A 22,364-nucleotide genomic window follows, 5' to 3' on the forward strand; every position below is an offset into this window, starting at 1 on the left:
TCGGCCCGCTGGTGCCTGTGCGGCACGCGGTACCCCGGCGGGCGCCGATCACACCGGGCGGGCTCAGCGGCGGAACATCGCCCGGATGGCGATCAGCAGCAGCAGACCGCCCACCACCAGGCCGAGCAGGCGTACGCCGGGGATGTCGGTCGGGCTCGTCGCGTCGGCCAGCAGCACGGGGTCCATACCCGCACTGTCGCGGTGCAGCGCTCCCAAGGCAACTGTAAGGTTTATTGACTATTGGGGTGGCGCGGTGTGACCATGTCTGCACCGCCGGCCGGCGGGAGTCCACGGCGGAACACGCGGGGGTACAGCGCCGAATGAGCGAGCGGCAGCGAGTGAATCATCGACTCAGCGCGGCGGTGCCTCATGGCGGCACGCAGCGAAGCGGAGTGCCGGCATGAGCGAGCGGCAGCGAGTGAATCATCGAGTCGAGCGCAACGGAAACCTGGCGACGCTGGCGGCCGCGGTCCTGCAGCCCGGCTTCGTCGGCACCGTCCCACCCGCCTGGATCTGCCGCTGGCTCGGCGACGGCCTCGGCTCGGTGGTGCTGTTCAGCCGCAACGTCGTCGATCCCGGCCAGGTGGCCGCGCTGACCGCCGCGCTGCGGGCGGAGCGACCGGACGTGATCGTCGCCATCGACGAGGAGGCCGGCGACGTCACCCGCATCGAGTCCGGTCTGGGCAGCTCCCGACCGGGCAACCTGGCACTCGGCGCGGTCGACGACCCGGCGCTCACCGAGGAGGTGGCCCGCGATCTCGGCGCCGAACTCGCCGCCGCCGGTGTCACCCTCAACTACGCGCCCGACGTCGACGTGAACTCCAACCCGGACAACCCGGTGATCGGCGTCCGGTCCTTCGGCGCCGAGCCGTCGCTCGTCGCCCGGCACACCACCGCCTGGGTACGCGGCCTGCAGTCCGGTGGCGTCGCCGCCTGCGCGAAGCACTTTCCCGGCCACGGTGACACCCGTGTCGACTCCCATCACGACCTGCCCCGCATCGACGCCGACCGGGACCGGCTGCACGCCGTCGAACTGGCCCCGTTCCGGGCCGCCGTGGCGGCGGGCGTGCAGGCGGTGATGACCGGGCATCTGCTGGTGCCGGCCCTGGACCCCGACCTGCCGGCCACCCTGAGCGCCCGCATCCTGGGTGGCCTGCTGCGCGAGGAGATGGGCTTCGACGGGGTGGTGGTGACCGACGCGGTGGAGATGGGCGCGGTCGCCGACCGCTACGGTTTCGCCGGTGCGGCCGTGCGTGCCCTGGCCGCCGGTGCGGACGCGATCTGTGTCGGCGGCGAGCACGCCGACGAGGAGACGGCCCGCCACCTGCGCGACGCCATCGTCGACGCGGTCGTCGCCGGTGAGCTGCCCGAGGAGAGACTCACCGAGGCGGCCAAGCGGGTCGGCCAACTCGCCGCCTGGACGGTGGCTGCCCGTACCGCCCGCTCCGCCGGCCCGACCGGCGGCTCAGCGGTCGGGCTGGTCGCGGCGCGGCGGGCCGTGCGGGTCACCGCCAACGACGCCACGGCTGCCCCGTTGCCGCTGTCCGGCCCGGCGCACGTGGTGGAGTTCCAGCCGCCGCACAACATCGCGATCGGTTCGGCGACCCCCTGGGGGGTGGCGGCACCGCTGGCCGCCCTCGTGCCGGGCACCACAAGCGTCCGACACGTCGAGCAGTCGGCGCCGGCCGACCCGGCCGCCGGTGCCGCCGGCCGGCCGCTGGTGCTTGTAGTGCGCGACCTGCACCGGCACGCCTGGATGCGGGCCGCCGTCGACCGGGCGCTTACCGCCCGCCCCGACGCGGTGGTCGTCGAACTCGGGGTGCCCGCGCTGGTCACCGGGGCGGTGCACATCGCCACCCACGGCGCCACCCGGGCCGCCGGTCGGGCCGCGGCCGAGCTGCTCGCCGGCGGCCCGGTCAGTCCGGGCTGGTGACCAGGTCGGCGTACTCGCGATGGCGTTCGATGAAGGCGGCCATGAAGGGGCAGCGTGGCACCACCCGCTGCCCCTGCGCGCGGACCTGATCGAGTGTGCCACGCATCAGCGCCGAGCCGACGCCCATGTTCTGGAAGGCCGAGTCCACCTCGGTGTGCGTGAAGATCAGCACCTGTTCGCGGGGCAGGTACGCGGTGAAGCCGGCCAACGCGTCGTCGACCAGGATCTCGTAGCGGTGTTTGGCGGGGTTGTCCTCGACCAGCATGCTCACCCCTGCATTGTCCATCGCCGCTCGGCCCGGCCGGTCGTTTCGCCGGTGTCTCGTACGCTTGACGGCGTGACGAACCGATCCCTCGCCCGCCGGACCCCACTCAACCCCGCCCGTGCCACCCCCACCCGGATCGCCGGCCTGCTGGCCGGGCTCGCGCTCGGCGCGGCCCTGCTGGCCGGGTGCAGCTCCGAGGGGGCCAGCACCGACTGCGGCCTGGACGCCTGCACGGTGACCTTCGACCGGGGCGTGGACGCCCGGGCCAACATCCTCGGCGTCGAGGCCCGTCTGGTCGAGGCGCAGGACGACGTGGTCACCATCGAGGTCGGTGGCGAGCAGCTGTCCCTCACGGTCGGCCAGCAGGCGGCCGACGTCGGCGGCCTCGCGGTCACCCTGGACAGCGTCACCGACAGCGAGGTGAAGGTCCGCATCGCACGCAACGGCGGCTGATGCCATTCGGGCGGCGGCCAGCACGTTTGGAAATCTTCGCGTTCGGAGATTGAGGCGCCATGCCTCTTACCCGGAACGCCGAAGCCACCGCCGCCCGTACGGCCGACAGCCGGTGGCTGGAACTCCTCGCCCGGGCCGGTTTCATCGGCTACGGGATCGTGCACCTGCTGTTCGGCTGGCTGGCGCTGCAGATCGCGTTCGGCAACTCGTCCGACGACGGCGACCAGTCCGGCGCGCTGCGTACCCTCGCCGCGCAACCCATGGGCCAGTTCGTGGTCATCGCCATCGCCGTGGGCATGCTCGCCATGGCGATCTGGCAGGCCCTCGAAGCAGCCGTCGGGCACCGCACCGAGCGGGGCAACGACCGGCTCAAGGAACGGGTCGTCTCCGCCGCCCGCACGCTGATCTACCTCTGGCTGGCCTGGACCGCCTGGAAGGTCTTCTCCGACGCCAACTCCGACAGCGCCTCCCAGCAGCAGGACCTGTCGGCCCGGCTGATGGAGTCCACCGGAGGTCGCTGGCTGGTCGGTCTCGCCGGTCTGGTGCTCGCGGGCATCGGTGTCGGCATGACGATCTACGGCCTCAAGAAGAAGTTCATGAAGCGGCTGAAGACCGGCGAGATGAGCGCCAAGACCCGGCAGCTCGCCCGTCGGCTCGGCATGGCCGGCTACGCCTCCCGGGGTGTCGCCTTCGCCGTCACCGGCCTGCTGGTCATACTGGCCGCGGTGAACTACGACCCGGAGAAGGCCCGTGGTCTGGACGCCGCGCTGCGGACCCTGCGTGACCAGGCATTCGGCACCATCCTGCTGACCCTCGTCGCGCTGGGCATCGCCGCCTTCGGCGTCTACTGCTTCCTCCAGTCCCGCTACCGCAAGGTATGACCTTCTCCTCCCCGGCCACCCCCGCGGTGGCCGGGGCCGGCGATCCAGGGCACCATTGCCCCTTTGCCGGATCTTGATTGCCCGCACGCCGGACACCACCACCGGGGATCGCCGTCGGGCCGGAAGGAGAAGCAACACGTGCACAGCTACCTCGTGACGGTCGTCGCCGCGCTCGCCGCGGCGGCGATCGCTCTTGCCGTGGTCGAGGTGGTGCACCGCCTCACCCGCCGCTGGGGCCGCCGCTCGCTGCTGTTGACCGAGTTGACCCAGCACGCGCACCGCCCGTTCCAGGTCGCCGCCACCGTGCTCGCCGTGCAGCTCGCCGTCCGGTTCAGCACCGGGTACGCGATCGGCACCGGCTGGCGCCAGGCCCTGCTGCACCTGCTGGTGCTGGCCGTGATCGCCGCGGTGGCCTGGCTGGTCGCGTGCCTGCTGGTGGTGGTCGAGGACACCGCGCTCGCCCGGTTCCGGGTGGACGTGCCGGACAACCGGCACGCCCGGCGGGTACGCACCCAGGTGGTGATGCTGCGCCGGGTGACGGTCGTGGTGATCGTCACGCTCACCGTCGGCGTGATGCTGATGACCTTCCCCGCCGTGCGGGGCATCGGCGCCGGCGTGCTGACCAGCGCCGGTGTGGTCGGTGTGGTCGCCGCCCTGGCCGCGCAGAGCCTGCTCGGCAACGTCTTCGCCGGCCTGCAACTGGCCTTCAGCGACGCGGTACGCCTCGACGACGTGGTGGTGGTCGAGGGGGAGTGGGGTCGGATCGAGGAACTGACCCTCAGCTACGTGGTGGTGCAGATCTGGGACGACCGGCGGTTGATCCTGCCCACCTCCTATTTCACCAGCAAACCGTTCCAGAACTGGACCCGGACCGAGGCGAAGGTGCTGGGCACCGCCGAGTTCGACGTCGACTGGTCGATCCCGGTACAGGCCATGCGGGAGGAGCTGCGCCGGCTGGTGGAGAGCACCGAGCTGTGGGACGGCCGGGTCTGTGTCCTCCAGGTCACCGACGCGACCGGCGGGACGATAAAGGTTCGCGCGCTGGTGAGCGCCAGCAACGCGGGTGCCCTGTGGGATCTGCGCTGTCGCGTGCGGGAACACCTGGTGGCCTGGGTACGCGACCACCGCCCCACCGCGATGCCCCGGTTGCGTACCGAGGTCGGTGACGGCGGCAGCGACCTGCCGTGGCAGTGGATCCAGCCGCGGCACTCGACCCGCCGCCGTGCCGAGACCGAGGTGCCCGACGACGCCCGGCTCTTCGGTGGCAGCGACGACGGCCACGCCCGCAACGAGGCCTTCGTCGGCCCGGACGAGACCCCCGAACCTCGGGAGCCCGCCGAACCTCGGGAGCCCGCCGAACCTCGCCGCTGACCACCTCGTTATCCACTCGGATGTGGAGGTTTGGCGGGGCGTTCGGCGGGGACGTGCTGCCCGACGCTTCTGCCCCCTTTTCCGGGAACAGGATTGACGAGCGGCGACTCCGGGCATACAGCGCGGTGATGACGAGAGGGGGACAGCATGGCTGACGTGGCGAACGCCCGTACGTCCCACAACGGGCGGATGCCCCACAACGGGACGGAGCCGTCCACCGCCGAACTGGTCCAGCGGGCGACCGAGCAGGTCTCGCGCCTGGTTCGGGACGAGCTCACGCTGGCCCGCGCCGAGCTGACCGAGAAGGGCAAGCAGGCCGGCATCGGTGTCGGCCTGTTCGCCGGGGCCGGTGGCCTCGCCTTCTTCGGCCTGGGGGCACTGGTGACCGCCGGGATCCTCCTGCTGGCCCTGGTGCTGCCGGCGTGGGCGGCCGCGCTGATCGTGGCGGTGGCCCTGTTCCTGGTCGCCGGAGTGCTCGCGCTGATCGGCAAGCGCCGGGTCGGCCGCGCGGTCCCGCCGGTGCCCGAGGCGACCGTGCGCAGCCTGCGGGCCGACGTCGACGTGGTCAGCGCTGCGGTGAAGGACAGGGGACGGGCATGACAGGTAACGGTACGGGTGACACGGAGGCGCTGCGGGAGGAGATCCGGCGTACCCGCGTCGAACTGGGCGAGACGATGGAGGCGCTGGCCGCCAAGGCCGACGTGAAGAAGCGACTGAAGTCCTCGGCGGACCAGGCCCGGGAGCGGGTACGCGAGCAGGCTGCGATGACGGTCGCCCGGGTACGCGCCCAGGCTGGCCTCAACCACCAGCAGGGTCCGAGTCGCCAGGGTCCCGCGCCGTTCGTCGCGCTCGCGGCCGGTGCGCTCGCCGCCGCCGTGATATTGATGATCATCAGAGGGAGGCGTGCGTGAGCAAGGGAATCGGCAGGGCCGCCTACAAGCCGGTCGGCGTGCTGATGGGCTTCGCCGCCGGCGCGATCGCGGGCGCGGTCTTCCGCCAGGTGTGGAAGATGACCGCCGGTGACGGCGAGGCGCCGAACCCGACGGACGAGGACCGCCGCTGGGGTGAGATTCTCGCGGCGGCCGCCTTGCAGGGCGCCATCTTCTCGGTCGTCCGGGCCGCGGTGGATCGGGGCGGTGCGGTCGGCGTCCGTCGGCTGACCGGTAGCTGGCCGGACTGAAGGCCCGTCTCAAGGCCCTCTCGTCGGTTGCCGGTGAGGGGGCCTTTCGCCTTGCCCACCGCCTCGCCCGACTGGTTCGGCGCATCCGTCAGGTCACATGTCGGAGAATTTCGCCGACTAGGCTCTGCAGACTTTCTGCGTACGTGGTTAAGCTGTTCCACGCTGTTGAGAGACGGCGTGGGTTGAGAGAAGTCTCCTTCACCGGGGGCCGCCTCAGGCACCGCTGCTCGAAGACGGCCAACCGGCCGCACGGTGTGCTCGGCCGCCAGTTTTAGAAGGAGATACACATGGCGCAGGGAACCGTGAAGTGGTTCAACGCTGACAAGGGCTTCGGCTTCATCACCGTCGACGGCGGGGGTGCTGACGTGTTCGTCCACTTCTCGGCAATCCAGACCAGCGGCTACCGCACGCTGGAGGAGAACCAGCGGGTGGAGTTCGAGATCGCCCAGGGCCAGAAGGGTCCGCAGGCCGAGCAGGTCCGCCCCCTCTGAGGCACCGGTCGGCGACCGTCGGCCAGTGGCGAGGCAGTCCCCGAATCAGTGCGAAGCCCCGCGTCCCAACGGACGCGGGGCTTTCCGCATCGTTGCCGCGGTCGCCTCAGCGCCGGTTGCGGGCGCGGACGCCGAGCCAGAGCAGGGCCAACCCGACAAGTATCAGCAGCGGCCCGAGTACCGCCCAGATCCGCTGGCCGGTCATCACGCTGCCCTCGACGTAACCGAGGCCCTGCACCGTCCACACCGCACCCACGACCACGGCCAGCAGGCCGAGCGTCAGCCGCAGCCAACCGGTCATCACGGTCTCCCTCCGCTGTGGCTCGCCACCTGACCGCGCGCCGCCGGGCGCGGCGGACTGCCCGCCACCGGCGGGCCCAGCACCGAAGGGGCCGCCACCGGAACCGCCGCTCACCATCGGTGGTGCACCTGGGAGCGGATCAGGTCGTCGTAGACCGCCGTCACCTCGGCCAGTTCCCCGGGGGACAGTGGTGCCTGGCCGGCCACGGCGGCGTTGCCGCGGGCCTGGGTGGCGTCCCGGGCGCCGGGAATGACCACGGTGACGCCCGGCTGGTCGAGCACCCAGCGCAGCGCGAACTGGGCCATGGTGCGCTCCTGGCCCACCAGCGGAGCGATCCGTCGCACGGCAGCCAGGCCGGTGGTGAAGTCCACCCCGGAGAAGGTCTCGCCGACGTCGAACGCCTCCCCGTGCCGGTTGTAGTTGCGGTGATCGTCGGCGGCGAAGGTGGTGTGCTCGTCGTAGCGGCCGGAGAGCAGGCCACTGGCCAGCGGGACGCGGGCGATGATGCCGACCCCGGCGGCCGAGGCGGCCGGCAGCACCCGTTCGAGCGGCTTGTGGCGCAACGCATTGAGGATGATCTGCACGCTGGCCACCCCGGGCCGGGCGATCGCGGTGAGCGCCTCGTCGCAGGTCTCCACACTGACGCCGTAGGCGGCGATCCGCTTCTCGGCCACCAGGGTGTCGAGGGCGTCGAAGACCTCGTCGGTGCCGAAGACGGCCGTCGGCGGGCAGTGCAGCTGCACCAGGTCCAGTGTGTCCACGCCCAGGTTCGTCCGGGACCGGTCGGTCCACCGGCGGAAGTTGTCCAGGGTGTACGCCTCGGGCGTCTGCGCCACCCGCCGGCCCATCTTGGTCGCCACGGTCAGCCCGGCGTCGGGGTGTGCCGCCAGAAAGCGTCCGATCAGCTGTTCGCTGCGTCCGTCGCCGTAGACGTCGGCGGTGTCCAGGAAGGTAACCCCGGCGTCGACCGCGGCGGTCAGCACCGCCATCGCGTCGTCCTCGGTGACCGTGCCCCAGTCGGCGCCGAGCTGCCAGGCGCCGAGCCCGACCGCGCCGACCTGGCGATCCATTCGGGGGAACGTGCGTTGCTCCATACGGTGAGCCTAGTGACCCGGCTTGCCGCGCCGGTGGCCGGGCCGTACGGTAAACAAGACGGACGTACGGTTTGCGAGAGGTGGGGGCGGTCATGTGGGATCCGACGGCGTACCTGCGCTACGGCGACGAACGGTCCCGGCCCTTCCACGACCTGCTGGCCCGGGTGGCTGCCGACCGCCCCCGGCGGGTGGTCGACCTCGGCTGCGGACCCGGCACCCTGACCGCCGTGCTGGCGGCCCGCTGGCCGGACAGCCGGGTGGTCGGCCTGGACTCCTCGCCGGAGATGATCGCGCGGGCCACCACGCTGGACGTCCCGGCCAGCTTCCAGGTGGCGGACGTGCGCGACTGGCGTCCCGACCCGGACACCGACGTGGTGGTCAGCAACGCGGTGCTCCAGTGGGTGCCGGGCCACCGGGACCTGCTCGTCCGCTGGGCCACCGAGCTGCCGGCTGGTGCCTGGCTGGCGGTGCAGGTGCCGGGAAACTTCGACGCGCCCTCGCACCGCGCGCTGCGCGAGGTGGCCGGTCGGCCACCGTGGCGGGCGGCGTTGACCCCGCTGCTGCGCGAGGCGCCGGTCGCCGACCCGGTCGACTACACCAGGTCGCTGGTCGCCGCCGGTTGCACCGTCGACGCCTGGGAGACTACCTACGTGCACCTGCTGGCGGCCGATCCCGATCCGGACCATCCCGTGCTGGCCTGGCTGGAGGGCACCGCGCTGCGCCCGGTCCGGGCGGCGCTGGACGCCGCCGGTTGGTCGGCCTTCCGGGCCGCGCTCGCGGTACGCCTCGCCGAGGCGTACCCGGTGCGGCACGGCCAGGTGTACTTCCCGTTCCGACGGATCTTCGTCGTCGCCCGTACCGGTTCTGCCCAGGAGAACTCGTGACCGACCTGCGTACCTTCATCGCCGGACTGCCCAAGGTGGAGCTGCACGTGCACCACGTCGGCTCCGCCTCGCCCCGCATCGTGGCCGAGCTGGCCGCCCGGCACGAGGGACGCAGCCCCGTCCCGGCTGACCCGCAACTGCTGGCCGACTACTTCGTGTTCCGCGACTTCGCCCACTTCATCGAGTTGTACCTCAGCGTGGTGGACCTGGTCCGCGACCCGGACGACGTCTGGATCCTCACCCACGAGGTGGCTCGGGAACTGGCCCGCCAGCAGGTTCGCTACGCCGAGCTGACCGTGACGCCCTACTCGCACGTGCGCCGCGGCATCGCGGCGCCGGCGTTCTGCGAGGCGATCGAGGACGCGCGCAAGCGGGCCGCCGCCGACTTCGGTATCGAGCTGCGCTGGTGCTTCGACATCCCCGGCGAGGCCGGCCTGCCGGCGGCCGAGGAGACGCTGCGGATCGCGCTCGACGAACGCCCCGACGGGTTGGTCAGCTTCGGCCTCGGCGGCCCGGAGATCGGTGTGCCGCGACCGCAGTTCAAGCCCTACTTCGACCAGGCTCGCGCGGCCGGGCTGCGGTCGGTGCCGCACGCCGGGGAGACCACCGGCCCGCAGACGATCTGGGACGCGCTGCACGAGCTGGGCGCGGAACGCATCGGCCACGGCATCTCCGCCGCGCAAGACCCGGACCTGCTCGCGTACCTGGCCGAGCGGCGGATCGCGCTGGAGGTCTGCCCGACGTCGAACGTGCGTACCCGGGCCGTGGCCCACCTCGACGAGCACCCACTGCGCCGGCTGGTCGACGCCGGGGTGCTGGTGACCATCAACTCCGACGATCCGCCGATGTTCGGCACCACCCTCGACGAGGAGTACGCGGTCGCCGCCCGGCTGCTCGACATCGGTCCGGACGGGGTGGCCGCGCTGGCGCGTGACGCGGTGACCGCGTCCTTCCTCGACGGGACCGGCAAGCAGCGGATCCTCGCGGAGATCGACACCTACCTGACCGACCGGCGCGGCTGACACCGTCGCCCGGATGGCCGGCCAGGTGGCGCGCGGCGGGAGGAGGTGTGGGGGGACCGTGTCTCCCGCCGCGCGCACGGCTCCACCGGTCGGCTGCGCTGGGAGCGACAGGCCGGTGGAACTGCTGGGTTCACCAGCGATCCTGTCAGTCGGGACCGGTCGGGTGGAACGGGGTTAATTCGGATCTAAGGAAGACTTGCGCCGGCACACAGCCCCGGGACGACGACGGCCGTACCCGCGTTCACCCGTCCGTCGGACGCTGCCGTGGCCAACGGCGTCCGCCGGCCTTCTGCTCCCGGCCCTCCCGAGCCATCCGGCCCACCAGACCGAACCGGCTGACCTGGCGCGGCGTCGCCTCCGGGTCGGCCAGCAGCATCACCACACTCGCCCCGCCCAGGTGCGCCCGGTCGATGCTGACCGAGCCGTTGGCCTGCAGCGCCACCCGCTTGGCGATGTCCAGCCCCAGGCCGGTGGAGCCCTGGTCGCTGGTGCCGCGCCGCAGGGCCCGATCGGGGTTGGCGATGCCGGGGCCGGCGTCGTCGATCCGGATGGCCACGTAGCCGTCGCGGCGCGACACCGCCACCTCGAACGCGGTGCCCTGCGGGGTGTACCGGAACACGTTGCCGATCACGGCGTCCAGCGCGGCGGCCAGCTCGGCCCGGGGAACCGGCGCGGGGATGCGCAACTGGGCACCGGAGACCCGGTGCGGGCGGTTCTGGTCACCGGCGAGGGCGGCCCAGAAGACCATCCGGTCCCGGACCACCTCGCTCACGTCGCACATCGCCGGTGGCGCGGCCTCGGTCGCCACCGCCTTGCGGGTGGTCTTGATCAGGACGTCGATCTCGCCCTCCAGGGTGACGATCGCCTGTCGGATCCGCCGGATGCCGCGCCGGTAGTCCAGCTCGGCCTGGCTGAACGAGCCGACACTCGTGTCGTCGGACTCCAGTGCCTCGGCGTCCAGTCGCAGCACGGTCAGCGGGGTACGCAGCCGATGGGACAGGTCCGCCACCAGCTCCCGTTCCTCGGTGCGCGCCGCCACCAACCGTTCCGCCATCCGGTTGAACGCGTGGCCGGCCTCGACCAGCTCGCGCGGGCCGTGCGGCTCGACACGTACGCCAAGGTCGCCGTCGCCGATCGCGAGCGCCGCCTTGACCAGGGCCCGGCTCGCGTCCGCCGCCCGGGCGGCGAGCCGGTCCACCACGAGCATCGCAGCACCCACGAGCGCGACGGCCACCCCGATCAGCAGCCACCACCGGCCACCACCGGCGTCGAGCGCGTCGTCCGGCACGAAGACCTCCACCACGGCGGTCCGCTCGCCCAGCACCACCGGATCGAGTCGCAGCACCCCGCCGTCGACGTCGACGACGAGCGACCGGCCCTGCTCCCGGGCCTGCGCCAGGTGCGCCGAGTCGGCCCGCCCGCCGGTCGAGTCCACGTCGAGCCCGTGCACGACCGGCCGGGTCGCCGGGTCGCCGCCACTGGCCTCGATCGCCCGGGTCACCACCGCCGACTCGGTGCTGATGGCGAGGGCCCCGGTCACCAACGCGCTGCGCCGGGCCGCGTCGGCGATCGCCTCCTCCCGCGCCTGCCCGCCGAGGGTCAGCCCGAGCGGCACCAGGAAGGCCAGCGCCAGCAGGGTGCCCACGCCGGCCGTCAACAGCGCCAGCGACCGCCTCAGTCCGGCGCCACCAGCCGGAAGCCCACCCCCCGCACGGTGCGCAGGTAGCGCGGCTTCGCCGCGGACTCGCCCATTTTGCGCCGTAGCCAGTACAGGTGCACGTCGATGGTCTGATCCTCGCCGACCGATGGCTGCCGCCATACCTCCTCCAAGAGCTCCCGCCGGGACACTACCCGGCCAGGACGGGCGGCGAGATACGCCAGCAGGTCGAATTCCTTGCGGGTCAGCGCCAGCGCCGCACCGTCGAGGTGGGCGCTGCGCTCGCCGACGTCCACCCGCAGCCCACCCACGCTGTGCACGGCCGGCTGAGCGGAGCGGCTGGCCCGGCCAGCGCGGCGCAGCACCGTGGTGATCCGGGCGTCCAGGTGCGCGCCGGTGAACGGCTTGATCATGTAGTCGTCCGCACCCGCTCGCAGCAGCTTCACCACGGACTGCTCGTCGTCGCGGGCGGTGGCGATGATGATCGGCACGTCGGTGATGCCCCGGAGCATCCGCAACGCGTCCGAGCCGTCCAGATCCGGCAGGCCGAGGTCGAGCACCACCAGGTCCGGCGTCTCGGCGGCGACCCGGCGCAACGCGTCAAGCGCGGTGCCCACCGCGTGTACGGCGTGGCCCCGGTCGGTGAGGGAACGAAGCATCGCGCCGCGTACGACGTGATCGTCTTCGACCAGGAGGACGGTGGCCACCCAAGCACGGTACTCGGGGCGGCAAGTGCGGCGTGATTGCGCCCACCTCGGGTACCGGCCAAGCTGGTGTGACCATGACGTTCACCCTCTACCCGGACACCCGTCTGGCGCTGGCCCGCGACAGCCTCTCCGGGCTGTCGGTCGGCGACGCCCTCGGCTCGCAGTTCTTCGTACCCGGCCGGCACCCGGGCGACCTGGCCGCCGGTCGGCTCCCGCCACCGCCCTGGCAGTGGACCGACGACACCGAGATGGCCTGCTCGGTGCTTGCCCAGTTGGCCGAGGGGGGCCGAATCGACCGGGACCGGCTGGCACTCGACTTCGCCGAACGCTGCGAGCCCTACCGTGGCTACGGCCCGGGAGCGGTGCGCGTCCTGCGCCTGATCCGGACCGGCACCCCGTGGCCGGTCGCCGCCGCGTCCGCGTTCGACGGGCAGGGCTCCTGCGGCAACGGCGCGGCGATGCGGGTCGCCCCGTTGGGCGCGTACTTCGCCGACTCGACCAGCCGGGTGGTCGAGTCGGCGCGGGCGTCGGCCGAGGTGACCCACGCCCACCCGGAGGGGATCGCCGGTGCGGTGGCGGTCGCGGTGGCCGCCGCCCGAGCCGCCCGGGCCCGACTGGACGGTGACCGGCCGGACCCGGGTCGCCTGCTCGCCGCCGTCGCCGCCGCCGTGGACCCGGCGACCGAGGTGCACCGGGGCGTACGCCGGGCGGCGGGGTTGCTCGGCCGGCCGCTGCCGGAGGTGGTGGACGCACTCGGCAACGGATCCCGCGTCACCGCGCAGGACACCGTCGCCTTCACGTGCTGGGTCGCCGCCACCCACCTGGACGACTATCCGGCCGCGATACGCGCCTGCGTCGAGGCGGGCGGCGACGTGGACACCACCGCCGCCATCGTTGGTGGGGTCGTCGCCGCGTACACCGGGGTCACCACCGGCGGCGGAGTGCCGGCCGACTGGCTGACCGCCCGGGAGCCGCTACCCGGATGGGCCGGCTGATCCGGACGCGCCGCGTCCGCCGCTCACCGCCGCGCGCCCGCCTCGACCTTCTCGGAACCGGCACCCGTGGGCGTCCCGGCCGCACCGGAGTCGTCCACCTCACCCACGTCGGAACGGGTCGTCCCGGTGTCGCCTGCGGGCCGCTCCTCGTCCAGCACCGAGCGGTCGATCTCCTCCGTCGTCGCGCGGCGTCGGCGGCTGATCAGCCAACCCACCACCGCGCCGCCGCCGAGGCCGGCGACCAGCCCGGCGGCGAGCAGGCTGTTGGCGTTCGGGCCGCCGTCGGAGGCGGCGGCGGCGGTGGGCGGCGTCTCGACGGGTGCCGCGCCGCCGGGGGCGGCACCGTGCGCGCCGTGGGCGCCCGGGTAGGCCGGATCGCCCGGCAGCAGCGTGAGCGCCGGCAGCGGCCGCTGGCCGGGGCCGCTGCCCCAGCGCACCTGGAGACCGTCGGCGTACGTCTGCACCAGCTCGAAGGACATCCGTTCGGTCTGCGGCAGCGGTGCCATCGAGAACACCAGCCGAGCCGGGCCCTCGCCCGCCTGGCCCTTCGCCCGCGACCAGATGAGCGAGGCGGTCACCACGTCGGTGGCCGGGCCGTGCATGCCGGACACCGGCCGGTCCAGCTTCCGGGTGGTGATCGTCGGCGCCCAGCCGGCGACCGACAGCGGGTACACCTCGGCGATCGGCGGATCCTCGGGGATCCTGATCTCGATCTTCTCGGTACGGACACCGGGCCGCTCGTCGGGCACCACGAATTCGAGCTTCACCGCGTTGCCCTGCTGCGCCTCGGTCGGGGTGAAGGTCACCCCGTCGGCCCACGCCGTGGCGGGCCAGAGCAGCACCACGGCCGTGGCCAGGGCGGCCACCAGCGCGCCCCGGCGTCGACGGCCTGTGCCGTACGTCATCGCCATCTGGGTTCCCATCCGTGTCCACGCGGCCGGAACCGGCTCCGGCCACACCCGGTAGTTCGGATCCGGGGCCGGAAAGGTTCAACGGTGGCGGGAATCGTCCGCGTCGGTGTCGACGGCGGCGACGTCCCGGGCGACCGATAGCATCAGTGAGCCGACATCGGCACCATCCGTCACGTCTGCTGCGAGGAGTCATCCGTGTCCGCACCCCGTACCCCCGCCGTGGCCGACCCCGTCGTCGTCGCCGCCGGGACCACGGCGGCCGACGCGGTGGCCGCGGCCGGGCTGCCCACCAACGGCCCCCGGGCGATCGTGGTGGTCCGCGACCCGCACGGCGTGCTGCGTGACCTGGACTGGCGTCCGGCCGAGGAGACCGAGGTCGAGCCGGTCACGCTGGACTCGCCGGACGGGCTGAACGTGCTGCGCCACTCCACGGCCCACGTGCTGGCCCAGGCGGTGCAGGACATCTTCCCGGAGGCGAAGCTCGGCATCGGCCCGCCGATCGACAACGGCTTCTACTACGACTTCGCGGTGGACAAGCCGTTCCAGCCCGACGACCTGGCCAAGCTCGAGAAGCGGATGCAGGAGATCATCAAGTCGGGGCAACGGTTCCGGCGCCGCCGCTTCGACAGCCTGGACGAGGCGAAGACCGAGCTGGCGGCCGAGCCGTTCAAGCTGGAGTTGATCGACGTCAAGGGCGAGGGGCTGGACTCGTCCGAGGTGATGGAGGTCGGCGGCGGTGAGCTGACCATCTACGACAACCTCGCCGCCGACGAGGACAAGGTCTGCTGGTCGGACCTGTGCCGGGGGCCGCACCTGCCCAACACCCGGCTGATCGGCGCGTTCAAGCTGATGCGCTCGGCCGCCGCGTACTGGCGCGGGTCGGAGAAGAACCCGCAGTTGCAGCGGGTCTACGGCACCGCGTGGCCGACCCGGGACGGGTTGAAGGCGTACCTGAAGCTGCTTGAGGAGGCCGCCCGGCGCGACCACCGCAAGCTCGGCGCGGACCTGGACCTGTTCAGCTTCCCCGATGAGATCGGCTCGGGCCTCGCGGTCTTCCACCCCAAGGGCGGCATCATCCGCCGGGAGCTGGAGGACTACTCGCGTCGGCGGCACGAGGAGGCGGGGTACGAGTTCGTCAACAGCCCGCACATCACCAAGGCGCAGCTCTTCGAGACCTCGGGCCACCTGCCGTACTACGCCGACACGATGTTCCCGCCGATGCAGTTGGAGGGGGCGGAGTACTACCTCAAGGCGATGAACTGCCCGATGCACAACCTGATCTTCCGGTCGCGCGGACGGTCCTACCGCGAGCTGCCGCTGCGGCTGTTCGAGTTCGGCACCGTCTACCGGTACGAGAAGTCGGGCGTGGTGCACGGCCTGACCCGGGTACGCGGCCTGACCCAGGACGACTCGCACATCTACTGCACCCGGGAGCAGATGCCCGGCGAGCTGACCACCCTGCTGTCGTTCGTGCTGGATCTGCTGCGCGACTACGGCCTGGACGACTTCTACCTGGAGCTGTCCACCCGCGACGACTCGCCGAAGTTCATCGGCTCCGACGACGACTGGGCCGAGGCCACCGAGGCGCTGCGCACCGCCGCCGAGACCTCCGGCCTGGAACTGGTGCCGGACCCGGGTGGCGCCGCCTTCTACGGCCCGAAGATCTCGGTGCAGGCCAAGGACGCCATCGGCCGGACCTGGCAGATGTCCACCATCCAGGTCGACTTCAACCAGCCGGAGCGGTTCGGCCTGGAGTACCAGGCCGCCGACGGCACCCGGCAACGGCCCGTCATGATCCACCGGGCGCTCTTCGGTTCGATCGAACGGTTCTTCGGCGTGCTCACCGAGCACTACGCGGGGGCGTTTCCGGCGTGGCTGGCCCCGGTGCAGGTGGTCGGCATCCCGATCCGCGACGACCACGCCGACTACCTGCACGGCTTCGTCGCCGCGCTGCGCGCCGAGGGCATCCGCGCCCAGGTCGACGCCGGTGACGAGCGGATGCAGAAGAAGATCCGCACCGCGCAGCAGCAGAAGATCCCGTTCATGGTGATCGCCGGTGACGACGACGTGGCCGCCGGGACGGTCTCGTTCCGCTACCGGGACGGCTCCCAGCGCAACGGCGTCCCGCTGGCCGAGGCGGTCACCCACGTCCTCGACGTGGTCACCTCCCGGACCAACACCGGCCCCTCCGCCGAGATGTGACGGCTGAGCAGGGCCGTAGGATCGCCGGTGTGACTGGGGCGGAGGAGCACACCGACAGGGACATGGCCGATGGGCTGGACCGGCTCTGGACGCCCCACCGGATGACCTACATCTCCGGTGAGGATCGGCCCGAGGGTGGCTACGAGCGACCCGCGGGGTGCCCGTTCTGCCTGGCCCCGGCCCGCCCGCCGGAGGAGAGCCTGGTCGTGGCACGTGGGGGGCACGTGTTCGTGGTGCTCAACCTGTACCCGTACAACCCGGGCCACCTGCTGGTCTGCCCGTACCGGCACGTGGCCGACTACACCGACCTGGACGGGCCGGAGACGGCCGAGCTGGCGTCGTTCACCCAGACCGCCATGCGGGTGATCCGCAAGGTCAGCAGCGCCCACGGCTTCAACCTGGGGATGAACCAGGGTGGGGTGGCCGGTGCCGGCATCGCCGCCCACCTGCACCAGCACGTGGTGCCCCGGTGGGGCGGCGACGCCAACTTCATGCCGGTGATCGGGCGTACCAAGGTCCTGCCGCAACTGCTGGGCGACACCCGCGACCTGCTGGCCCGCGCCTGGCCCGCCTGACCCAGCGCCGCCTCCCGCCAGCACCGCGCCGTCTCCCGCTCGCGTGCCGTCTCCCGCTCGCGTGCCGTCTCCCGCTCGCGTGCCGTCTCCCGCTCGCGTGCCGTCTCCCGCTCGCGCGCCGCCTCCCGCTCGCGTGCGGCGGCGACCTCTTGGTACGCGCCCTTTGCTCTGCTTCAACCCACGCGGCGGTCACGCAGTGAAGTCGATGCGTATCGGTGAGCAGAGCAAAGGCGACGCGGTGGGGACGGGATTCGCCGGCCATCCGCAGGTCGTCCGCGACGCGGCGCGGCAGCGACGAAACCGCGCCGGATCGGCCGCCGGCCGGGTGATCCGAGCGCCCACCGGTGACCGTACGGATGATCGTGCTGGATCTTCGTCAACGTCTGTCCGAAAGATGGCACGATGCGCCGGTGGTGGAGTCGACGCGGACACTGGGCCGCAGCGGCATCGCGGTCAGCGCCCTGGGCATGGGCTGCTGGGCGATCGCCGGCCCGTGGGCCGTGGGGCGCACCCCGCTGGGCTGGGGGGCGGTCGACGACGAGGAGTCGGTACGGGCGATCCGCCGCGCGCTCGACCTCGGCGTGACCCTCTTCGACACCGCCGACAGCTACGGCGCGGGACACGGTGAACGGGTCCTCGGGCGGGCCCTGGCCGGCCGTCGCGACGAGGCGGTGATCGCCACCAAGTGGGGGTACACGTTCGACGAACGGACCCGGCAGGGCATCGGGCCCGACGCCTCACCGGGGTACCTGCGCCGGGCGGTCCGGGACTCGCTGCGGCGTCTCGGCACCGACCGGATCGACCTCTATCAACTGCACCTGGCCGACCTGCCGGTGCCCCGGGCGTACGAGCTGATCGGCGCGTTGGAGGACCTGGTGGCCGACGGCCTGGTCCGCGCGTACGGCTGGAGCACCGACCGGGCCGACCGGGCGGCGGCCCTCGGGCACGACGCCCGGCACGCCGCCGCCGTGCAGCACGGCCTGTCGGTGCTGCGGGACGCGCCCGACCTGCTCGCGGTGTGCGAGAAGTACGATCTGGCCAGCATCAACCGTGGTCCGCTCGGCATGGGGCTGCTCACCGGCAAGTACCGTCCCGAGTCGGTGCTGCCCCGCGACGACGTACGCGGGATGACCTCGGGTTGGCTGGAGTGGTTCCGGGGTGGGCGGCCGGCACCGGAGTGGCTGCGCCGGGTGCAGGCGGTCCGGGCGGCGTTGACCGCCGACGGGCGCACCCTGGCCCAGGGGGCGCTGGGCTGGATCTGGACCCGCAGCGACCGGGCCATCCCGATCCCGGGCTGCCGCACCGTCGCCCAGGTCGAGGAGAACGCCGCCGCGCTCGCCCTCGGCCCGCTCGCCGCCGACCAGTTCGCCGAGGTGGAACGGCAGCTCGCCGCCCTGCGAGCCGCCGCGCGGCGGGAGGCCGACCGACCCTACTGGCCCAGCCCGATGCTGCCCACCGCCCGCCCCTGACCGGTCAGCCGTGCTCCTTGCGGATCTGGTCGGCCAGGTGGGCGGGCATCGGGTCGTAGCGGACGAAGTGGCGGCGGAAGGTGCCGGCGCCCGAGGTCATCGCCCGCAGCTCCACGGCGTACCGCAGCAGCTCGGTGGCGGGCACCTCGGCGCGTACCAGGGTGCGCCCCTCGGAGGCCGGGTCCGGTTCGGTGCCGAGCACCCGGCCGCGTCGCCCGGACAGGTCGCCCATCACCGCGCCCACGTTGACGTCGGGCACCCGTACCGTCACCTCGTCGACCGGCTCCAGCAGCGCCGGCTGCCCCCGGTCGGCGGCGTCGCGCAGGGCCAGCGCCCCGGCGGTCTGGAACGCCGCGTCGGAGGAGTCCACGCTGTGTGCCTTGCCGTCGACCAGGGTGACCCGCAGGTCCACCACCGGATGGCCGGCGACCAGGCCGCGCTCCATCTGGGCGCGTACCCCCTTCTCCACCGAGGGGATGTAGTTGTGCGGCACCGCGCCGCCGACCACCCGGTCGACGAACTCGAAGCCGCCGCCGCGCGGCAGCGGCTCCACCTCGATGTCGCAGACGGCGTACTGCCCGTGCCCACCGGACTGCTTGACGTGCCGGCCGTGCCCCCGGGCCGGCACGGTGAGTGTCTCCCGCAGCGCCACCCGCACCGGCTCGGTGTCCAACTCGACCCCGCCCGCCCGCAGCCGGTCGAGGACCACGTCGGCGTGCGCCTCGCCCATGCACCACAGCACCAGCTGGTGGGTCTCCGGGTTGCGCTCCAGCCGCAGCGTCGGGTCTCCGGCGACCAGCCGGCCGAGGTTGCGGGCCAGAGCGTCCTCGTCGGATCGGGACTTCGCCACGATCGCCACCGGCAGCAACGGCTCCGGCATCTCCCACGGCGCGATCAGCAGCGGATTGTCCTTGGCGGAGATCGTGTCGCCGGTCTCCGCGCTGCCGGACTTGGTGATCGCGCAGATGTCACCGGCCACCGCCACGCCGACCTCCCGCAGGGCGGCGCCGAGCGGGCTGTAGAGGTGGGCGATCCGCTCGTCGGCGTCGTGGTCGGGGTGACCGCGTTCGGCCAGGCCGTGCCCGGACACGTGCACGGTCTGCTCGGGGCGCAGCGTGCCGGAGAAGACCCGGACCACGCAGACCCGCCCGACATGCCGGTCGACGGTGGTCCGCACCACCTCGGCGACCAACGGGCCATCGGGGTCGCAGGTCAGCGGCGGCCGGGGCGAGCCGTCCACCCCGGCCACCGCGGGCAGCGCGTGCTCCGGCGGGGCGGGGAAGCCGGCGGTGAGCACCTCCAGCAGCGCGTCCAGGCCGACCCCGGTCGCCGCACAGACCGGCACCACCGGGTAGAAGTGGCCGCGGGCGACCGCCTTCTCCAGATCCTCCACCAGGATCGCGGAGTCGATCTCCTCGCCTTCGAGGTACCGGTCCATCAGGGTCTCGTCCTCGCTCTCCGCGATGATCCCCTCGATCAGCTCGTTGCGGGACTCGACGATGGCCGGCAGGTGCTCCGGGTCGGGTTCGCGTACCTGCGGCGGCAGGCCGCCGGTGTAGTCGAAGACCCGCCGCGTGATCAGCCCCAGCAGGCCGACGGTGGACTCGCCGTCGTCACCGAGCATCGGCAGGTAGAGCGGGAGCACGTTGTCGCCGAAGACCCGCTGGCACAGCGCCACCGCCTCGTCGAAGTCGGCGCGGGGATGGTCCAGTCGGGCCACCGCGACCGCCCGGGGCATGTCCACCGCCGCGCACTCCTCCCACAGCGCCGCGGTGGCCGCGTCCATCCCGTCGACGGCGGAGACCACGAACAGCGCGGCGTCGGCGGCCCGCAGCCCGGCACGCAGCTCACCGACGAAGTCGGCGTAGCCCGGCGTGTCGAGCAGGTTCACCTTGATCCCGTCGTGCAGCAGCGGCGCGCAGGCCAGGGCGACCGAACGCTGCTGGCGTACGGCGGCCGGATCGTGATCGCAGACGGTGGTGCCGTCGGTGACCGAGCCGGCCCGCGCGATCGTGCCGGAGGCGGCGAGCAGCGCCTCGACGAGTGTCGTCTTGCCCGCCCCGGAGTGCCCGACGAGCACCACGTTGCGGATCCTGGCGGGGTCGGTCACCGCCGGTACGCCGGTGGCCCCCTTGTCCTGACTCCTCTGCGCCATCGGGCGCACCTCCCTCAGCCGGTGGTGGTGGGCGGCGACCGCCGCACGCGACGGGGACACGGCCCGGGCGGGGTGCTGCGGCGATATCCTCCGGTGAGTCGCTGGGAACCGGGCAGTCAACAGGCGGCGAGGTGAGCCGGGTCACCCTTCTGGCTCGATCTCACACCCGATGCCGGGCCGACACAACCCTCTCCGGGCGGTCGCCACGCCGACTGAGCGTGGCTGGTCAGCCGGGCGGTGTCGCCGGCCGAGGGCCGACCGTTATCGTGGGACCGCCATGGCGAAGATCTTCCAAGTGTCGGCCCGCGCGGGGATGACCCGCGTCGTCGAGCCGATCGCCCGTAGCCTGCTACGCGCGGGCGTGTCCCCCAACGCGGTCACCGTCGCGGGCACCCTCGGGGTGCTCGTCGGTGCGCTCGGCTTCGGCGCCCGCGGCCACCTGGTGGCCGGTGCGCTGATCGTGACGGTCTTCGCGCTCACCGACCTGCTCGACGGGACGATGGCCCGGATGAGTGGCGGGTCGACCCGGTTCGGCGCGTTCCTCGACTCCAGCATGGACCGGGTCGCCGACAGCGCGGTGTTCGGCGCGGTCGCCTACTACCTGGCCACCGAGGGCGACCGGGCGGGGCTGGCCGCCGCGTTGGTCTGCCTGGCCGCGGGCGGGCTCGTGTCGTACGTCAAGGCCCGCGCCGAAGGGCTCGGCATGAGCGCCAACGTGGGCGTCGCCGAGCGTACCGAGCGACTGCTGATCGTCGGTGTCGGCGGCCTGCTCGCCGAACTCGTCCACCCGGTGGCGCTGCCGATCGCGCTGTGGCTGCTCGCGGCGGTGTCGCTGTTCACCGTCGGCCAGCGGATGCGGCACGTGTACCGGCAGGCCCAGCAGGTCGACGTGCCGGGCGGCCACGGGTGAGCGGCACAGCCGGGCGGAGTGACCGGTGAACCTCACCGAGTTCGGCTTCGCCGCCGCCTGGCGGCTGGTCCGCGTGCTGCCCCGGCCGGTCGCCGCCGCCGCGTTCAGCGCAGTGGCCGACCGCGCCCACCGCCGCGGTGGCCCCGGCGCCACCCGGCTACGCGCCAACCTCCGCCGGGTGGTCGGGCCGCAGCTGCCCGAGGCCGAGCTGGACGAGCTGGTCCGCCGGGGCCTGCGCTCGTACGCCCGCTACTGGATGGAGGCGTTCCGGCTGCCCGCGCTGAGCCGCGAACAACTGCTCGCCGGGTTCCGGCTGGACCGCGCCGACGTGCTCGCCGCGGACGTGGCCGCCGGGCGCGGCGCGGTGGTGGCGCTGCCGCACGCCGGCAACTGGGACACGGCCGGGGCCTGGGTCGCCGCCAACGGCTGGCCGCTGTCCACCGTCGCCGAGCGGCTCAAGCCGGAGGGCGTCTTCGAGCGCTTCGTCGCCTTCCGGCAGGGCCTGGGCATGGAGATCCTGCCGACGAACGGCGGTGCCCGCCCGGCCATCGACGTGCTGACCGACCGGCTGGCCGCCGGGGCGGTGGTGCCGCTGCTGGCCGACCGTGATCTCTCCAGCCGTGGCGTGGCGGTGGATTTCTTCGGCGGCCGGACCCGGATGCCGGCCGGTCCGGCGCTGCTCGCGTTGCGTACCGGCGCGCCCCTGTATGTGGCGTCGATGTGGTACGAACCGGATGCGGCGTGCGCCTCGCTGGCGGGCCCGCTGCCGGTGCCGGGGCCCGAGGCGGGCACCCTCGACGTGCGGGTCAGGTCGCTGACCCAGCTGATCGCGGACGGTCTCGCGGCGGGCATCGCCCGGCATCCGGAAGACTGGCACATGCTGCAACGGATGTGGCTGGACTGAGGGG

At 72.9% G+C, this 22,364-nt stretch carries 24 protein-coding genes; 16 read left to right on the forward strand and 8 right to left on the reverse strand.

All coding sequences use genetic code 11. The features are described from left to right. Positions 1 to 63 precede the first annotated feature (63 nt). Positions 64 to 186 carry a hypothetical protein gene (locus KBX00_RS29155; RefSeq protein WP_301547483.1) on the reverse strand — a complete coding sequence of 41 codons (123 nt, stop codon included), beginning with the start codon at positions 184 to 186 and terminating at the stop codon, positions 64 to 66. Positions 187 to 400: 214 nt separating this feature from the next. Between KBX00_RS29155 and KBX00_RS07620 the strand changes: the two genes are divergently transcribed. Beyond that, positions 401 to 1,933 (forward strand): glycoside hydrolase family 3 protein, encoded by a 1,533-nt coding sequence (locus KBX00_RS07620; protein ID WP_210824649.1) that lies wholly within the window; start codon positions 401 to 403, stop codon positions 1,931 to 1,933. Here the strand turns inward: KBX00_RS07620 and KBX00_RS07625 are convergent. After that, positions 1,917 to 2,198 carry a GNAT family N-acetyltransferase gene (locus KBX00_RS07625; protein WP_301547543.1) on the reverse strand — a complete coding sequence of 94 codons (282 nt, stop codon included), beginning with the start codon at positions 2,196 to 2,198 and terminating at the stop codon, positions 1,917 to 1,919. The two genes, KBX00_RS07620 and KBX00_RS07625, sit on opposite strands and share 17 nt — an antisense overlap. Before the next feature lie 72 nt (positions 2,199 to 2,270). On the opposite strand from KBX00_RS07625, the gene KBX00_RS07630 reads away from it, so the two are divergent. The 7 genes from KBX00_RS07630 to KBX00_RS07660 all read left to right on the forward strand — a co-directional run bounded on the left by KBX00_RS07630 (position 2,271) and on the right by KBX00_RS07660 (position 6,574). Continuing rightward, positions 2,271 to 2,651, forward strand: a complete 381-nt coding sequence (locus KBX00_RS07630; RefSeq protein ID WP_307868242.1) for a hypothetical protein — start codon at positions 2,271 to 2,273, stop codon at positions 2,649 to 2,651. 59 nt (positions 2,652 to 2,710) lie between these two features. Continuing rightward, entirely contained in the window at positions 2,711 to 3,532 is an 822-nt protein-coding gene (locus KBX00_RS07635) for a DUF1206 domain-containing protein (protein ID WP_210824652.1), read from the forward strand. A 138-nt stretch (positions 3,533 to 3,670) separates the two neighbouring features. Continuing rightward, positions 3,671 to 4,903, forward strand: coding sequence for a mechanosensitive ion channel family protein (locus KBX00_RS07640; RefSeq protein ID WP_210824653.1), 1,233 nt, complete (start codon positions 3,671 to 3,673; stop codon positions 4,901 to 4,903). Between the two features lie 147 nt (positions 4,904 to 5,050). Next, positions 5,051 to 5,503 (forward strand): phage holin family protein, encoded by a 453-nt coding sequence (locus KBX00_RS07645; protein WP_210824655.1) that lies wholly within the window; start codon positions 5,051 to 5,053, stop codon positions 5,501 to 5,503. Beyond that, complete coding sequence (locus tag KBX00_RS07650; RefSeq protein ID WP_210824657.1) at positions 5,500 to 5,814, forward strand: DUF3618 domain-containing protein; 315 nt, start codon at positions 5,500 to 5,502, stop codon at positions 5,812 to 5,814. Before KBX00_RS07645 ends, KBX00_RS07650 begins: the two co-directional genes overlap by 4 nt. Continuing rightward, positions 5,811 to 6,083, forward strand: a complete 273-nt coding sequence (locus KBX00_RS07655; RefSeq protein WP_164445246.1) for a DUF4235 domain-containing protein — start codon at positions 5,811 to 5,813, stop codon at positions 6,081 to 6,083. Before KBX00_RS07650 ends, KBX00_RS07655 begins: the two co-directional genes overlap by 4 nt. Positions 6,084 to 6,370: 287 nt before the next feature. Further along, on the forward strand, positions 6,371 to 6,574 hold the full coding sequence (locus KBX00_RS07660; protein ID WP_011905669.1) for a cold-shock protein: 204 nt from the start codon (positions 6,371 to 6,373) through the stop codon (positions 6,572 to 6,574). A gap of 106 nt (positions 6,575 to 6,680) precedes the next feature. Here KBX00_RS07660 and KBX00_RS07665 read toward each other — a convergent pair whose 3' ends face one another. Continuing rightward, on the reverse strand, positions 6,681 to 6,875 hold the full coding sequence (locus tag KBX00_RS07665; protein ID WP_210824658.1) for a hypothetical protein: 195 nt from the start codon (positions 6,873 to 6,875) through the stop codon (positions 6,681 to 6,683). Positions 6,876 to 6,985: 110 nt separating this feature from the next. Next, on the reverse strand, positions 6,986 to 7,969 hold the full coding sequence (locus KBX00_RS07670; RefSeq protein ID WP_210824661.1) for an aldo/keto reductase: 984 nt from the start codon (positions 7,967 to 7,969) through the stop codon (positions 6,986 to 6,988). 92 nt (positions 7,970 to 8,061) lie between these two features. Here KBX00_RS07670 and KBX00_RS07675 point away from each other — a divergent pair, with 92 nt between their 5' ends. Next, positions 8,062 to 8,853 carry a trans-aconitate 2-methyltransferase gene (locus KBX00_RS07675; protein ID WP_210824663.1) on the forward strand — a complete coding sequence of 264 codons (792 nt, stop codon included), beginning with the start codon at positions 8,062 to 8,064 and terminating at the stop codon, positions 8,851 to 8,853. Next, positions 8,850 to 9,875 carry an adenosine deaminase gene (locus tag KBX00_RS07680; RefSeq protein WP_210824666.1) on the forward strand — a complete coding sequence of 342 codons (1,026 nt, stop codon included), beginning with the start codon at positions 8,850 to 8,852 and terminating at the stop codon, positions 9,873 to 9,875. The genes KBX00_RS07675 and KBX00_RS07680 overlap by 4 nt, the downstream gene beginning before the upstream one ends. A gap of 241 nt (positions 9,876 to 10,116) precedes the next feature. Here the strand turns inward: KBX00_RS07680 and KBX00_RS07685 are convergent, their stop codons facing one another. Together KBX00_RS07685 and KBX00_RS07690 are read right to left on the reverse strand one after the other, a co-directional pair. Further along, positions 10,117 to 11,532, reverse strand: a complete 1,416-nt coding sequence (locus tag KBX00_RS07685) for a HAMP domain-containing sensor histidine kinase (protein ID WP_301547484.1) — start codon at positions 11,530 to 11,532, stop codon at positions 10,117 to 10,119. Between the two features lie 17 nt (positions 11,533 to 11,549). Continuing rightward, complete coding sequence (locus KBX00_RS07690) at positions 11,550 to 12,239, reverse strand: response regulator transcription factor (RefSeq protein ID WP_210824668.1); 690 nt, start codon at positions 12,237 to 12,239, stop codon at positions 11,550 to 11,552. A 74-nt stretch (positions 12,240 to 12,313) separates the two neighbouring features. On the opposite strand from KBX00_RS07690, the gene KBX00_RS07695 reads away from it, so the two are divergent. Then, entirely contained in the window at positions 12,314 to 13,234 is a 921-nt protein-coding gene (locus KBX00_RS07695; protein ID WP_210824671.1) for an ADP-ribosylglycohydrolase family protein, read from the forward strand. A gap of 23 nt (positions 13,235 to 13,257) precedes the next feature. On the opposite strand, the gene KBX00_RS07700 is transcribed toward KBX00_RS07695, so the two are convergent. Then, the gene (locus tag KBX00_RS07700; protein ID WP_210824673.1) at positions 13,258 to 14,139 is read right to left on the reverse strand and encodes a DUF1775 domain-containing protein; all 882 of its coding nucleotides are present in this window, start codon (positions 14,137 to 14,139) and stop codon (positions 13,258 to 13,260) included. A gap of 201 nt (positions 14,140 to 14,340) precedes the next feature. Here KBX00_RS07700 and thrS point away from each other — a divergent pair, with 201 nt between their 5' ends. The 3 genes from thrS (at position 14,341) to KBX00_RS07715 (ending at position 18,391) form a co-directional block, all read left to right on the forward strand. Continuing rightward, positions 14,341 to 16,347 carry a threonine--tRNA ligase gene (gene thrS / locus KBX00_RS07705; RefSeq protein ID WP_210824675.1) on the forward strand — a complete coding sequence of 669 codons (2,007 nt, stop codon included), beginning with the start codon at positions 14,341 to 14,343 and terminating at the stop codon, positions 16,345 to 16,347. Positions 16,348 to 16,409: 62 nt separating this feature from the next. Then, positions 16,410 to 16,922 carry an HIT domain-containing protein gene (locus KBX00_RS07710; protein WP_210824793.1) on the forward strand — a complete coding sequence of 171 codons (513 nt, stop codon included), beginning with the start codon at positions 16,410 to 16,412 and terminating at the stop codon, positions 16,920 to 16,922. Positions 16,923 to 17,332: 410 nt separating this feature from the next. Next, entirely contained in the window at positions 17,333 to 18,391 is a 1,059-nt protein-coding gene (locus KBX00_RS07715) for an aldo/keto reductase (RefSeq protein ID WP_210824677.1), read from the forward strand. A 4-nt stretch (positions 18,392 to 18,395) separates the two neighbouring features. Here the strand turns inward: KBX00_RS07715 and KBX00_RS07720 are convergent, their stop codons facing one another. Then, positions 18,396 to 20,546, reverse strand: a complete 2,151-nt coding sequence (locus tag KBX00_RS07720; RefSeq protein WP_210824680.1) for an elongation factor G-like protein EF-G2 — start codon at positions 20,544 to 20,546, stop codon at positions 18,396 to 18,398. Between the two features lie 277 nt (positions 20,547 to 20,823). On the opposite strand from KBX00_RS07720, the gene pgsA reads away from it, so the two are divergent. Then, on the forward strand, positions 20,824 to 21,456 hold the full coding sequence (pgsA, locus tag KBX00_RS07725; protein ID WP_210824683.1) for a phosphatidylinositol phosphate synthase: 633 nt from the start codon (positions 20,824 to 20,826) through the stop codon (positions 21,454 to 21,456). Between the two features lie 25 nt (positions 21,457 to 21,481). Beyond that, a complete protein-coding gene (locus KBX00_RS07730; protein ID WP_210824685.1) occupies positions 21,482 to 22,360 on the forward strand; it encodes a phosphatidylinositol mannoside acyltransferase in 879 nt (292 codons plus the stop codon). Positions 22,361 to 22,364: the final 4 nt, after the last annotated feature.

The sequence above is a fragment of the Micromonospora sp. C95 genome (assembly GCF_018070465.1).
Classification (GTDB): Bacteria; Actinomycetota; Actinomycetes; order Mycobacteriales; family Micromonosporaceae; genus Micromonospora.